The 12344-nt window shown below is 65.3% G+C and carries 13 protein-coding genes; 4 read left to right on the forward strand and 9 right to left on the reverse strand.

Annotation, left to right across the window (positions count from 1 at the left end; all coding sequences use genetic code 11):
- Positions 1 to 297 precede the first annotated feature (297 nt).
- A complete protein-coding gene (locus ACQR13_RS29085; protein WP_434863482.1) occupies positions 298 to 891 on the forward strand; it encodes a hypothetical protein in 594 nt (197 codons plus the stop codon).
- A gap of 84 nt (positions 892 to 975) precedes the next feature.
- On the opposite strand, the gene ACQR13_RS29090 is transcribed toward ACQR13_RS29085, so the two are convergent.
- Both ACQR13_RS29090 and ACQR13_RS29095 read right to left on the reverse strand, forming a co-directional pair.
- A complete protein-coding gene (locus ACQR13_RS29090) occupies positions 976 to 2283 on the reverse strand; it encodes an NAD(P)H-dependent oxidoreductase (RefSeq protein WP_434863483.1) in 1308 nt (435 codons plus the stop codon).
- A 96-nt stretch (positions 2284 to 2379) separates the two neighbouring features.
- Complete coding sequence (locus ACQR13_RS29095) at positions 2380 to 3183, reverse strand: phytanoyl-CoA dioxygenase family protein (RefSeq protein WP_315718085.1); 804 nt, start codon at positions 3181 to 3183, stop codon at positions 2380 to 2382.
- A gap of 209 nt (positions 3184 to 3392) precedes the next feature.
- Here ACQR13_RS29095 and ACQR13_RS29100 point away from each other — a divergent pair, with 209 nt between their 5' ends.
- Positions 3393 to 3935 (forward strand): methylated-DNA--[protein]-cysteine S-methyltransferase, encoded by a 543-nt coding sequence (locus tag ACQR13_RS29100; RefSeq protein ID WP_315753793.1) that lies wholly within the window; start codon positions 3393 to 3395, stop codon positions 3933 to 3935.
- Positions 3936 to 3966: 31 nt separating this feature from the next.
- Here the strand turns inward: ACQR13_RS29100 and ACQR13_RS29105 are convergent, their stop codons facing one another.
- The 4 genes from ACQR13_RS29105 to ACQR13_RS29120 form a co-directional block, all read right to left on the reverse strand.
- A complete protein-coding gene (locus ACQR13_RS29105; protein WP_315753791.1) occupies positions 3967 to 4833 on the reverse strand; it encodes an MBL fold metallo-hydrolase in 867 nt (288 codons plus the stop codon).
- 19 nt (positions 4834 to 4852) lie between these two features.
- Complete coding sequence (locus ACQR13_RS29110; RefSeq protein WP_315753790.1) at positions 4853 to 5467, reverse strand: glutathione S-transferase family protein; 615 nt, start codon at positions 5465 to 5467, stop codon at positions 4853 to 4855.
- A gap of 119 nt (positions 5468 to 5586) precedes the next feature.
- Positions 5587 to 6429 (reverse strand): fumarylacetoacetate hydrolase family protein, encoded by an 843-nt coding sequence (locus ACQR13_RS29115; protein WP_315718081.1) that lies wholly within the window; start codon positions 6427 to 6429, stop codon positions 5587 to 5589.
- 77 nt (positions 6430 to 6506) lie between these two features.
- Positions 6507 to 7370: an MBL fold metallo-hydrolase gene (locus ACQR13_RS29120; RefSeq protein ID WP_315753788.1), complete on the reverse strand. Its 864-nt coding sequence runs from the start codon at positions 7368 to 7370 to the stop codon at positions 6507 to 6509.
- Positions 7371 to 7486: 116 nt separating this feature from the next.
- Between ACQR13_RS29120 and ACQR13_RS29125 the strand changes: the two genes are divergently transcribed.
- Positions 7487 to 7936: a DUF3775 domain-containing protein gene (locus tag ACQR13_RS29125; protein WP_315718078.1), complete on the forward strand. Its 450-nt coding sequence runs from the start codon at positions 7487 to 7489 to the stop codon at positions 7934 to 7936.
- Positions 7937 to 8229: 293 nt separating this feature from the next.
- Here ACQR13_RS29125 and ACQR13_RS29130 read toward each other — a convergent pair whose 3' ends face one another.
- Positions 8230 to 9012 (reverse strand): SDR family oxidoreductase, encoded by a 783-nt coding sequence (locus tag ACQR13_RS29130; RefSeq protein ID WP_315753786.1) that lies wholly within the window; start codon positions 9010 to 9012, stop codon positions 8230 to 8232.
- A gap of 141 nt (positions 9013 to 9153) precedes the next feature.
- A complete protein-coding gene (locus ACQR13_RS29135; RefSeq protein WP_315718075.1) occupies positions 9154 to 9669 on the reverse strand; it encodes a CvpA family protein in 516 nt (171 codons plus the stop codon).
- Between the two features lie 110 nt (positions 9670 to 9779).
- On the opposite strand from ACQR13_RS29135, the gene ACQR13_RS29140 reads away from it, so the two are divergent.
- Positions 9780 to 10541 (forward strand): SDR family NAD(P)-dependent oxidoreductase, encoded by a 762-nt coding sequence (locus tag ACQR13_RS29140; RefSeq protein ID WP_315718074.1) that lies wholly within the window; start codon positions 9780 to 9782, stop codon positions 10539 to 10541.
- Between the two features lie 45 nt (positions 10542 to 10586).
- On the opposite strand, the gene ACQR13_RS29145 is transcribed toward ACQR13_RS29140, so the two are convergent.
- The gene (locus tag ACQR13_RS29145) at positions 10587 to 12188 is read right to left on the reverse strand and encodes a GMC family oxidoreductase (protein ID WP_315753784.1); all 1602 of its coding nucleotides are present in this window, start codon (positions 12186 to 12188) and stop codon (positions 10587 to 10589) included.
- Positions 12189 to 12344 lie beyond the last annotated feature (156 nt).

The following is a 12344-nucleotide window of genomic DNA, read 5'->3' on the forward strand; positions in this document are numbered from 1 at the left end:
ATGGTACTATGGCTCAAGCCCTGGGAGAGTAGGTCGCTGCCAGGCCTGCAAAGGACATCCCCTCTTCACAACCCAAAACGACAACGCCGCGCTGAAACCTCAGCGCGGCGTTGTCGTTTGTGCCGATGCCTGCGCCCCGTCGCTCGTTCGTCACGATGCGCTTGTTCGCGTCGCAAGTGCTGCTGCACAACCGTGTGATCGGAGTCTCCGGAACCGATTCAGGCGCGGTTCATTCCCCAGAACGTACGCAATGCTGCGCTCTCTGTCGTCGTAGCCATTGTCCCACAGGAGATCTTCATGCGCATGTTCGTCCGGACCACCTTCTTCGCGCTGGCCCTTGCGGGCTCAGGAGCCGCGATGACGGCCATTACAACGCTTCCGGCGCTTGCGCAGGCTGCCAAGGATTCGCCGGCCCAGCCGCCCGGACCCACGATCAGCCAGCCGCCGCAGCTCAAGCAGATCGCGCTGACCGACAAGCAGATCGAAAACGTGCTGGCATCGCAAAAGGACATGGATGCCGTCACCGACAAGCTTCCCGAAAATGCGCCGCCGGACCAGAAGGTGGTGACGCAGCTCGATGGCGTCGCCAAGAAATACGGCTTCGCCAGCTATGACGATTTCAACATCGTCGTCGACAACATCAGCCTGGTGATGGGCGGCATCGATCCGAAGACGAAAAAGTACATCGGTCCCGAAGCCGTCATCAAGCAGCAGATCGATCAGGTCCAGGCCGACACGAAGATGAAGCCCGACGACAAGAAGCAGGTCCTCAGCGATCTCAACGCGGCGCTGAAGGCGAAACCACCCGAGGTCGAGAACAAGGGCAACATCGATCTCGTCGTCAAATACTACGACAAGCTCGCCGCGGCGTTCGGCGAGGACGACAACTGAGCCCCGGACGTCATGTGAACTCAGAGCCCCGGCCTGTTGGTCGGGGCTTTTTATTGACCGTGAGAGGTCATGCGCGGGAGCGAATCAGCGCGCGAACGTCCTTTCCATCTCTTTGCGGGTCGCGACGATATCCTTGTCCATGTCGTCGACGTCGACGTCGCTCCACCGTACGACTGAACCATGAGCAACGCCGTCGGTGAGCTTCACGCGATGCGCCAATCCGATCGGCAGCGCCCCAAGCTGGAGGCTCTTACGCGCCGGAATCACCTTGCCCCAGACCGTGTAGCCGCCCTCACCATCGAGCATCTCGCCGGCGCGCAGATCCTTCTTGGCGACGGCGACGACGTCGCCGCGGAAACCGAGCGGCTGTCCGGTCGGCTCGCGCCGCAGCGCCGCCGACAGCACCGAGACGTTCAGCTCCAACCCGATCAGGTGATAGGGCTTGTACATCGCCGCATAGCGGCCGCTGGCGTCCGTCTTCAGGCCATATTGGCGGAAGCAGTCCGCGGCGTAGTCGTTCGGCGCCTCCAGCACGACATAGACGCCCCAGCGCAGATCGCGAAACACCGGCCGTCCGTCGCGCTCGAGCGATGACACCACCTCGACCATGCCCGATCGTTCCAGCATGCCGCCGCGGTCGCGCGGACGCAGGACATGGGGCAGATCATCGACGCCGCAGGGGGGAAACAGCAGTCCGTCCGTGGGCACGTCGAGCCCGGTCGCGTTGGCGATCGCGGCCATCTCGATCGCCGACTTGGTGCCGTCGAGGAAGGAATTGAACATCTGCGGATTCATGCCGGCGGACTGTGCTTCGCCGGCCGTCAGCCCGTAATGCTGCCAGACGCCATCGGGCGTCACGTCGTGATAGGCCGGCAGATATTTCGTGCCCTTGCCGGCCGCGACCACGTGGAAGCCGGTCGCGCGCGCCCAGTCGACGAGCTCGGCCGTCAGCGCCGGCTGGTCGCCATAGGCCAGCGAATAGACAACGCCCGCCTTGCGCGCCTCTTCCGCGAGAAGCGGCCCGGCCAGCACGTCGGCCTCGACATTGACCATCACGATGTGCTTGCCGGCCTTGATCGCGGCGCGCGCGTGGCGGATGCCGGCAGCAGGGTTGCCGGTCGCTTCGACAACGACGTCAATGCCGTCACCCGTCGCCTTCGAACCGTCGGGGCTGAAATTCGTGCGCGCGATCAGCTCGGCGCTCCAGCCGACCGTCCGGCACGCGTCGCGGGCGCGCTCGGGATCGAGGTCGATGATGACGGGGACCTCGAGGCCCGCGACGTGCGGCACCTGCGCCAGGAACATCGAGCCGAACTTGCCGGCGCCGATCAGTGCGACGCGCACAGGCTTGCCGGCGGCGGCGCGGGCTTGGAGGAGGGCGTGGAGGTTCATTGAAAGATCCAGTGCTTCTTCGACGCAAGTCGATGCGGCCAATACTCACTCGTCAAGCCCGGGCATGACGACCTGTTAGATGGTGGAGTGCGAGCCTCACTCCGCCGCCTCGCGATTTTTCGCGCGAGCGAGCTTCAGCAGCGCGTCATCCGGAAGCATCGCGATCGGGGTGAAGTCGCGATGCGCGATGTACTCCGGCCGCGTCGGGGTGCGGATATGGTTCGAGACGGCGTTGAGCGTGAGGTACACGATCTTGCGCGGGTAAGGCGTGATGTTGCCGGCGGAGCCGTGCACAAGATTGCCGTGGAACATCAGCATGCCGCCGGGCTTTCCGGTCGGCGCGACGATGCCGCCTTCCGCGACCAGCCGCGTCACCGTCGCCTCGTCCAAGGTCCACAACGGATAGGACGTGGTCGCGAGATCATGCGACGCCTCGAGGTCGCCGGCATGCTGGCTGCGCGGCACCAGCATCAAGGGGCCGTTGATCGGCATCACCTCGTCGAGGAAGATCGCGATGTTCATCGCGCGCGGCTCCGGCATGCCGTCGTCGCGCTTCCAGGTGCCGTAGTCCTGGTGCCATTGCCAGACATCACCGGTGAAGGCCGATTTGGCGTTGATCTTGAACTGATGCATGTAGACCTTCTCGCCGAAGATCTGCTCGATCGGCTCGATCATGCGCGGATGCGCCGCGAGCACGCGGAAGGCGTCGTTGTAGAGGTGGGCGGCAAACGCCGTGCGCGGCGCGCCGCTCTTCTCGCGCCAGACCTCGGGACGGTTAGCCGCATAGATCGCCTCGGCCTCGCGGGCGAGAAAGGCGGTCTCCTCGGGGCTGAACAGCTCGGGCAGGAACAGCCAGCCCTCGCGGTTGAAGAATGCGATCTGCTCCGGCGTCAGCTTCATGGCCGTCTCCCTCGCCTTGGTTTCCTCGGATGAGGCGCCCGCTCTTTGCGCCGGGCTGCCCCTGCGCCGTGCTCCCATCCTTTCGGCCTGCCGATGGACATCACGGTGCTTCCGCTGTCGACATTGGCAGAATCCGGGTGGATCGCAACATTCTCCAAGCCTAATTTGACTGGCAGATGATACGGGGCAGAGCGGCGATGGAGTCCGTCATGTCAGAGCAAAGCTTTGCAATTTTCGAGACCGCGATCGGCCCTTGCGCCATCGCATGGGGAGCGCGCGGCATCAATGCGGTGCAACTGCCGATGGGCGGCGTCGCGCAGATCCGCATCCGGATGCAGCAGCGTTACGAAGGCATCGGCGAAGCCGAGCCGCCGCCGCATGTGCGGCGCACCATCACGCGGATCACGGCGCTGCTTGCCGGAGAGCCGGATGATCTCAGCGATGTCGACCTCGATCTCGACGGCGTCAGCGCGTTCCAGCGCGGCGTCTACGAGATCGCGCGCCGGATCCCGCCGGGCCGGACCCTGACCTATGGCGACATCGCCAAGCAGCTCGGCGGCGTCGAGTTGTCGCGCGAGGTCGGCCAGGCGCTCGGGCGCAACCCGTGCCCGATCGTGGTACCCTGCCATCGCGTGCTGGCGGCGGGCAACAAGCCCGGCGGCTTCTCCGCCAATGGCGGTGTCGAGACCAAGCTGAAGATGCTGGCGATCGAAGGCGCCGCGGTGAACCATACGCCGAGCCTGTTCGATTGACGGGCGCGGTGACCGGCGCCGCGCCCGTGTCTCAGACCGCCTCGCAGGCGAAGCCGTTGCCCTTGCGGGTAATGCGGCCGACCGAGGGCGACGGGAAGTGCGCCGTGCAGCACAGCGTCGACGTGTCGCAATAGCGCTCGAGAAAGGCGCGGCGCGTCACCCCGGCCTGAGCCGGGTCGACGTCGAATCTCGGTGACAGCTCGGGAAAGCTGAGCTGCAGCGGCGTGTGGATCAGGTCGCCGGCGAACACCGCATCGTCTCTGCCCCTGCCGACGGCGACTGCGATATGGCCGGGCGTGTGGCCCGGCGTCGGCAGCAGCCGGACATGATCACCGATCGCGAATGCGTCGCCGACGATGTCGGCGCGCTTGGCCTCGACCACCGGCAGCACGCTGTCGGCGAATGGAGGCACCTCGGCCTTGGCATTCTGCGCCACCCAGTAGTCATATTCGCGCTGCGCGAACACGTAGCGCGCATTCGGGAAGGTCGGCACCCAGCGGCCGTTGTCGAGCCGCGTATTCCAGCCGACATGATCGGTGTGCAGATGCGTGCACATCACGACGTCGATGTCGTCGACCGATACGCCCGCGGCCGCAAGCGCAAGCATGTAGCTGTCGTCGGTCTTCATGTTCCAGACCGGCCGCGCGCGCGGCTTGTCGTTGCCGATGCAGCTGTCGATCAGGATGGTGTGGTGAGGCGTCCTCACCACGTAGGACTGAAAGCACAGGATCAGCGTGTCCTGCGCATCGAGGGCACCGGCCGCCTGCAGCGCGCTGCGCTCTGCCGCCAGCATCTCCGATGTCAGCTCGGGAAACATCTCACGCGCCGGCAGGAACGTGGTTTCCTGCTCGATGATGCGATGAATGGTCGTGTCTGCAACCGAGAACGTCAGCGTCACGGCAGCTCCTGTTCAGGGATCAAGCCGCCGGCGGCACCGAGATCTTCACCGATTCGCGTTCGAGCATCTTGTTGTGGAACGCGTCGAGTGCCGGAAATGCCTTGCGCCAGCCGCAATCGGCGAAGCGGAAATCGGCATAGCCGAGTACGCAGACGAGTCCGATCGCGACGATGTCGAACGGGCGTGTCATCAAGTCGGGCTGCGCATTGAAGCGCGCCATGCCCATCCAGGCCCTGTTCCAATGATCGTCGGACCAGGCCTGCCAGCGGAGGCCCTCGGGCCGCACCATCGCCTCGTAGCGGCATAGCAGCATGGAATCGAGCATGCCTTGCAGCATGGAATGCTCGCTCTTGACCTTCCAGCGCGACGGGCCGGAAGCGGGGATCAGCTTGTTGCCGCCGGCGAGCTCGTCGAGATATTCGACGATCACGTAGGAATCCAGGATCACGTCGCCATTGTCGAGGATCAGCACCGGCAGCTTCTTCAGCGGCGTGATCTTCGAATACTCCTCATTGGCCTGGCCCGGCACCACGGCTGCAGGCACGAATTCGAGCCGGTCGATCAGCCCGAGTTCGATGGCAGCGATGCGCACCTTGCGGGCGAATGGCGAGGCGGGCGAGAAGGTGAGTTTCATCGGAAGTGTCCTCTGGCTGGTCATTCCGGGGCGATGCGAAGCATCGAACCCGGAATCTCGAGATTCCGGGTCTGGCGCTACGCGCCATCCCGGAATGACTCACAAGTCGATATCGCGCCTTACGCCTCGATGATCTCCTGGCGCTGCTCGCCGAGGCGCTCGATGCCGAGCGTGACGACGTCTCCGACATTGAGGAAGGTCGGCGGCTTCATGCCCATGCCGACGCCGGGAGGCGTGCCGGTGGTGACGATGTCGCCGGGCAGGAGCGTCATGAACTGCGAGACGTAGGAGATGCACTTCGCCATCGAGAAGATCATCGTCGCGGTGGTGCCGGTCTGGCGGCGCTGGCCGTTGACGTCGAGCCACATCGACAGGTTCTGCACGTCTGGAATCTCGTCCTTGGTGACGAGCCACGGACCTACGGGACCGAACGTGTCGTGCGACTTGCCCTTGGTCCACTGGCCCAGGCGCTCGATCTGGAAGTTGCGCTCGGAGACGTCGTTGCAGATCGTGTAGCCCGCGATGTGGTTCAACGCCTCGGCCTCTGAGACGTATTTGGCGCGAGTGCCGATGATGGCGGCGATCTCGACTTCCCAGTCGAGCTTGGTCGAGCCGCGCGGCTTCTCGACCTGATCATAGGGACCGCACAGCGCGGTGTTGGCTTTCAGGAAGAAGATCGGCTCGGCCGGGATCGGGTTGCCGGTCTCCTTGGCATGGTCGGAGTAGTTGAGGCCGATCGCCACGAATTTCGAGATGCCGGTGACAGGGGCGCCGAGCCGCGGCTTGCCGGCAACGGCGGGCAGGGAGGCCGGATCGAGCGCGGCGAGCTTCTTCAGCGACTCCGGCGCATAGGCCGCGCCATCGAGGTCCTTCACATGCGCCGACAGGTCGCGCAACTGGCCGGATGCGTCGATCAGGCCCGGCTTTTCCGCGCCCTTCTCGCCGTAGCGAACAAGCTTCATTGGTTTCTCTCCCTCAATTCCCTGGTATTCCAGAGCCCTGTCATGGAGCATGGCGGGAGGAAATTCAACCTTGCGGGCTATGCGTCGCCGCTGCCCTGTAATGCCTCGAAGCGGAAGGCGGCGCCGTCCCGCCGGATATGGCCGGCATGGAAATGGCCGCCGATCACCAGCGTCTCGGTGTCGGCAAAACGCGAGAACAGCGCCCGCCGGGTCGCGATCGCCTGCGCCGGATCGGAATCGACCGTCGAGCTCCAATCGAGACGCGCCATCTGGCAGGGATGGTGGGCGACGTCCCCGGTGAGCACGGCCTGCGCGCCATCCGAGCGGATGTGCAGGCTGACATGACCCGGGCTGTGCCCCGGCGTCGGGATCAGGGTGATCTCGTCGGTGATCACCGCTTCGCTTCCGACGAACTCCGCGCGTCCGGCGGCGACGATCGGCTGCACGGAATCGGCGAAGGTCGCCGTCTCGTCGGCGGCCTCGCTGTGATCGCGCCAATGCTCATATTCGGTGCGGCCGAAAACGTAGCGCGCATTGGAGAAAGTCGGGACCCAGCGGCCGTCGACCAGCCGCGTATTCCAGCCGACATGGTCGACATGGAGGTGGGTGCAGATCACCATGTCGATGCTCTCAGGCGGGAGGCCGGCAGCGCTCATCGTTTCCAGGAACGGTGTCGCGCGGTTGTTCCACATTGGCACGCTGCGGCCCTGCTTGTCGTTGCCGAGCCCGGTGTCGACCACGATCCGCATCGTCGGTGTTTCCAGCACCAGGGTGTGGATCGACATCTTCAGCCGACCTTCATCGGTCGCAAAATCGGGCGTGAGCCAGGACAGCTCGCGGATCGTCTCGGGTGTTGCCTGCGGCAGGATGAAGCGGGTGCCGCCGACGGTCTCCAGCTCGACGAATTTGGTGACCCTGACCCGGCCGATCGTCCAAGACATGCGCGCTTCCTCGTCCTATTCTTGATGCCGGTCACGATGCCGCGCGGCTTGTTCCGGCGCAATGGATCAACTGCCCGGAACAGGCGTTGCTGCAGTCCGTCCATGAGGAGAACGCCATGCCAGAGCTGACGATATCGCCCGAGAAGGTCGCCTTCCTGATCGAAAAGGCGCGCGAGTTCGACGTCAAGGAGCAGGCGACCGATGAGGAATCCGGCTCGAATGCCGTCGATGACGACATGGTCGACGTGCTCCAGGATAGCGGCGATGATCCCGTGGTGCGCGAGATCACCGGCTTCATCAACGCGATGACCGAGGACGAGCAGACCGATCTCGTCGCCTTGATGCGGCTCGGCCGCGGCGACGGCGATATCGACGAGTGGGACGATCTGCGCCGCGAGGCCGCCGGCCAGCGCGACCGCCACACCGCGCGTTATCTGCTGGGCGAGCCGATGCTCGGCGACCTGCTGGCGGAGGGCCTCGATGCGTTCGGCATCGATTGGACCGAAGGCCGCACCACGGCGGATTCGTCGAGCCCAAGCCAGCGCGACGAGGACGAGAAGCGGTAGGTCGTTCGGAAAGGCAGAGTCGCTGTATTCATAGCGCGGATGGCAAACAGAACTCACAGCTTTATTAGTTGGATTCGAATTCCTATTGCGCCGGCACTGCGCTCCCTCGCCCCGCTTGCGGGGAGAGGGTTGGGGTGAGAGGGACTCTCCACAGACACCGCGTTCGCGGAGAGCCCCCCTCACCCCGATTGCATCTCGCGATGCAATCCGACCTCTCCCCGCAAGCGGGGCGAGGTGAAAGCCCGGGATCGGCGTAGCAGGTTTCCGCGCCAGACCGCCCAAGGAAGTCTGTCTTACAGCGTGCCTGGGAAGGCGCCGCCGTCGAGCAGGATGTTCTGGCCGGTGATGTAGCCGGCCTTGGCGCCGCACAGGAAGGCGCAGGCGAGTCCAAATTCCTCGGGATCGCCGAAGCGACCTGCAGGGTTCGTCTTGGCGCGGTCGGCGAGGATCTGCTCCGGCGTGACACCGCGCTTCTCGGCCTCGCCCTTTGCCGTCGAGAGCAGGCGGTCGGTCTCGAACGGCCCCGGCAGCAGCGCATTGATCGTGACGTTGTTGATCACGGTCTTGCGCGACAGGCCGGCGACGAAGCCGGTGAGGCCGGCGCGGGCGCCGTTGGAGAGGCCGAGAATGTCGATCGGCGCCTTCACCGCGGCCGAGGTGATGTTGACGATGCGGCCGAACTTGCGCGCCATCATGCCGTCGACGGTCGCCTTGATCAGCTCGATCGGCGTCAGCATGTTGGCGTCGAGCGCCTTGATCCAGTCGTCGCGGGTCCAGTTGCGGAAATCGCCGGGCGGCGGGCCGCCGGCGTTGTTGATCAGGATGTCCGGATCCGGGCAGGCCTTCAGCACGGCGGCGCGGCCCTCGGGCGTGGTGATGTCGCCCGCCACTTCCGTGACGGTGACGCCAGGATTGGCCGCGCGGATCTCGGCCGCGGTCTTCGCCAGCACTTCGGCGCCGCGCGCCGTGATCGTGACATGTACGCCTTCATTGGCCAGCGCGATGGCGCAGGCGCGGCCCAGGCCCTTGCTGGAGGCGCAGACGATGGCGCGGCGGCCCTTGATCCCGAGATCCACGATTGATCACTCCGATATGTCAGTGAGGCTGGAAGAAAGATGGGCGCATTCTAGCCAACCGAATTGCCGCTGATAAGAGCAGCCGGCCTGTGCCGAATTGCATGGCTCGCTATGACCGGAGAGGCGGCGCCGCCGTGTCCGTCAGATGCGCCGTTCCTGCTTCAGCCGGTCGATCAGGCTTGCGAGCTCCGGAGGCAGCGAGCGGAAGCCTTTTGCGCCTGCGAGCGAGAGCATCGGCCGCAGGCGTGATCCCTCGAGGAAGCGCGGCTGACGCTCGGGGGGAACGATCCTGTCGAACACCAGCACCAGCGTGGTCGCGACCATGCCGGTGCGCACGGCGCCCAGCAGAGCGCCGCCGAGCCGGTCGCCAAAACCGGCCTCGGAACCGATCGCTTCGTCGAGCAGGATGCGGCCGATCTTGCCCAGCGCCATGCCGATGACGACGAAGGCGGCGAAGAACTGCAGCCAGTTCTGTGCCAGCGGAGTGCCGTGCACGTCGCGCAGTTGCGGGCTCATCGCCGCAACCGCGCCCATCGCCAGCGGCATCGCGAGCAGGTAGGCCAGAATCGTGATGGCGCTGCGCAACAGCCCGGTCGAGAAGCCGCTGTAGACGGCAACCATCAGTGCGGCACAAGCGGCGAGGTCGAAAGCGTTCATGGTTGCTCCGCCGCGGTTGTAGGCCGGGCCCGGTAAACGATTCCGGTTTGCGCTACTTCAAATCGTCTGTATCAATGCGCCGCAACAAATGAGCAACCGTGGGAGGAACCATGTCCGAGCTGTTCGACGTCAGCCGCGAGGTGATCCTGATCACCGGCGCGAGCCAGGGGCTCGGCCGGCAGTTCGCCCGGGTTCTATCGGCACGTGGCGCCGCCGTCGCGCTCGCGGCACGCCAGACCGGCAAGCTCAAGGCGTTGGAGGCGGAGCTCAAGGCAAGGGGTGGTCGCGCCGCCGCGGTCGAGATGGACGTGACGAGCATGGCATCGATCGTCAGGGGCATGGATGCGGCCGAGGCCGCGCTCGGACCCGTGACGGTGCTGATCAACAATGCCGGCATCGCGGTAGAGAAGCTCGCGGTCGAGCAGAGCGAGGCGGATTGGGACGCCGTGATCGGCGCCAATCTGAAGGGCGCCTATTTTGCCGCAACCGAAGCAGCTCGGCGCATGGCCGCGCGCAAGACCGGCGGCAACATCATCAACATCGCCTCGGTGCTCGGCTTCAGCGTCGTCAAGTTCATCTCGCCCTATGCGATCTCCAAGGCCGGCGTGGTGCAGGCGACCAAGGCGCTGGCGCTGGAGCTCGCGGCGAGCGGCATCCGCGTCAACGCACTGGCGCCCGGCTACATCGACACCGACATCAATCACGAGGTCTGGGAGACGCCGGCGGGCGAGAAGCTGGTCAAGCGGATCCCGCAGCGGCGCGTCGGCCACGAGAGCGACCTCGACGGCGCGATCCTGCTGCTGGCGTCCAACGCCTCGCGCTACATGACCGGCAGCGTCGTCACGGTGGACGGCGGCTTCCTGCTGACGTGAGACCCTGCTGATCGGCAGGTTGATTTCCCTCGATGGCGAGCCGTCTCAGCCTTTCAGCTCGCGCTTGATCATGTCGGCGGCCTTCTCGCCGATCATGATGGTCGGCGCATTGGTATTGCCGCCGATCAGGGTCGGCATGATCGAGGCGTCGACCACGCGCAGGCCGAACATTCCGCGGACCTTCAATTCGGGATCGACCACGGCGAGCGGATCGTCGACGCCCATCTTGCAGGTGCCGACAGGATGGTAGACCGTATCGACGCGGGCGCGCAGGATGGCGCGAATGTCGTCGTCGGTCCTGACATCCGACGTGAACAGGTCGCGCTTGCCGAGGCTACGCATCGCCGGCGTCTGCATCAGCCGCAGCGTGGTCTTGTAGCCGGCCACCATGGTTTCGAGATCGTCGGCCTCGCCCAGGAAGTTGGGATCGATCAGCGGCGCGGCGAGCGGATCGGCATTCTTCAAGCCGACCATGCCGCGGCTCTTTGGCCGGAGCAGACAGAAATGGCAGGAGAAGCCATTGCCGTGGCGCTTGCGGCCGTGATCGTCGGTGACGGCCATGCCGAAATGCAACTGGATGTCGGGCACGTCGAGATCAGGCCGCGTCTTCAGGAAGCCGCCGCATTCGGCGAAGTTCGAGGTCAGGACGCCGCGGCGCTCGCGGCGATATTGGCCGATGCCCGCCAGCAGCCGGCGCAGGCCCTTCGGCGACAGCGAAGAAAAGTTGGGGTTGTCGGAGGTGTAGGCGAAGATGAAATCCGGATGGTCCTGCAGGTTCTGTCCGACACCCGGCAAATGGTGGACGCCGGCGATGCCGAGCCGCGCCAGGGCGCTCGCGTCGCCGATGCCCGACAGCATCAGCAATTGCGGGGTCTGGAACGCGCCGGAGGCGAGGATCACTTCGCGCCGGCAGCGGATCTCCTTGACCTCCTTGCCCTGGCGATACTTGACGCCGACCGCGCGCTTGCCCTCGAACAGGATCATCGACGCATGCGCCGAGGTCTCGACCCGCAGGTTGCTGCGGCTGCCGAGATGCGGCTGGATGTAGGCCCGTGCCGCGCTCCAGCGCTCGCCATTCTTCTGCGTGACCTGATAGAGCCCGAGCCCTTCCTGCGTGTCGGCATTGAAATCGTCGCGGACCGGAAACTGCGCTTCGCGCGCCGCCTGGAGAAAGATGTCGTGCACGGGATTGTCGGTGCGCAGCCGGCTGACCGGCAGTGGTCCCGATTGGCCGTGATACGCGCCGTTGAACTCGGCGTTGTTCTCGGCGCGCTTGAAGTAGGGCAGCACGTCGTCATACGACCATCCGGTGTTGCCGAGGGAAGCCCAATGATCGTAGTCGGCGCGGTGGCCGCGGATGTAGACCATGGCGTTGATCGCGGAGGAGCCGCCGAGCCCGCGGCCGCGCGGCTGATAGCCGCTGCGCCCGTCCAGGCCCTTTTGCGGCACGGTGGTGAAGGACCAGTTGTTGACGGGCCCCGCGACCATCAGGAACAGCATGTAGGGCGTGGTCACGATCCAGTTGTCGTTGCGTCCCCCGGCGTCGAGCAGCGCGACGGATGTCGCCGGATCTTCCGACAGGCGGCCTGCAACCGTTGCGCCGCCGCTGCCGCCGCCCACGACGATGAAATCGACCTCGTCCGTCACGCATCTCTCCCTGATGTTTGTCTTGCTTGTTGTTCGAATGTCGTTCCGGCGGCGCGCGGCAGGTGGCGAAGTCATTTGCGCTGAGCGTCGAACTCGGAATCGAGAGTTTGGTCTGCACCCGATCGTCTCGGGATTCCAGGGGGGGGGCGCGCCCTG

It is taken from the genome of Bradyrhizobium sp. HKCCYLRH3059, from assembly GCF_051168035.1.
In the GTDB taxonomy this organism is placed as follows: domain Bacteria; phylum Pseudomonadota; class Alphaproteobacteria; order Rhizobiales; family Xanthobacteraceae; genus Bradyrhizobium.

Bases quoted from the DNA above. Each gene is read 5' to 3' on its own strand.
- ACQR13_RS29085 (WP_434863482.1), top strand. From the start codon at position 298: ATGCGCATGTTCGTCCGGACCACCTTCTTCGCGCTGGCCCTTGCGGGC.
- ACQR13_RS29090 (WP_434863483.1), bottom strand. From the start codon at position 2,283: ATGAACCTCCACGCCCTCCTCCAAGCCCGCGCCGCCGCCGGCAAGCCT.
- ACQR13_RS29095 (WP_315718085.1), bottom strand. From the start codon at position 3,183: ATGAAGCTGACGCCGGAGCAGATCGCATTCTTCAACCGCGAGGGCTGG.
- ACQR13_RS29100 (WP_315753793.1), top strand. From the start codon at position 3,393: ATGTCAGAGCAAAGCTTTGCAATTTTCGAGACCGCGATCGGCCCTTGC.
- ACQR13_RS29110 (WP_315753790.1), bottom strand. From the start codon at position 5,467: ATGAAACTCACCTTCTCGCCCGCCTCGCCATTCGCCCGCAAGGTGCGC.
- ACQR13_RS29115 (WP_315718081.1), bottom strand. From the start codon at position 6,429: ATGAAGCTTGTTCGCTACGGCGAGAAGGGCGCGGAAAAGCCGGGCCTG.
- ACQR13_RS29120 (WP_315753788.1), bottom strand. From the start codon at position 7,370: ATGTCTTGGACGATCGGCCGGGTCAGGGTCACCAAATTCGTCGAGCTG.
- ACQR13_RS29125 (WP_315718078.1), top strand. From the start codon at position 7,487: ATGCCAGAGCTGACGATATCGCCCGAGAAGGTCGCCTTCCTGATCGAA.
- ACQR13_RS29135 (WP_315718075.1), bottom strand. From the start codon at position 9,669: ATGAACGCTTTCGACCTCGCCGCTTGTGCCGCACTGATGGTTGCCGTC.
- ACQR13_RS29140 (WP_315718074.1), top strand. From the start codon at position 9,780: ATGTCCGAGCTGTTCGACGTCAGCCGCGAGGTGATCCTGATCACCGGC.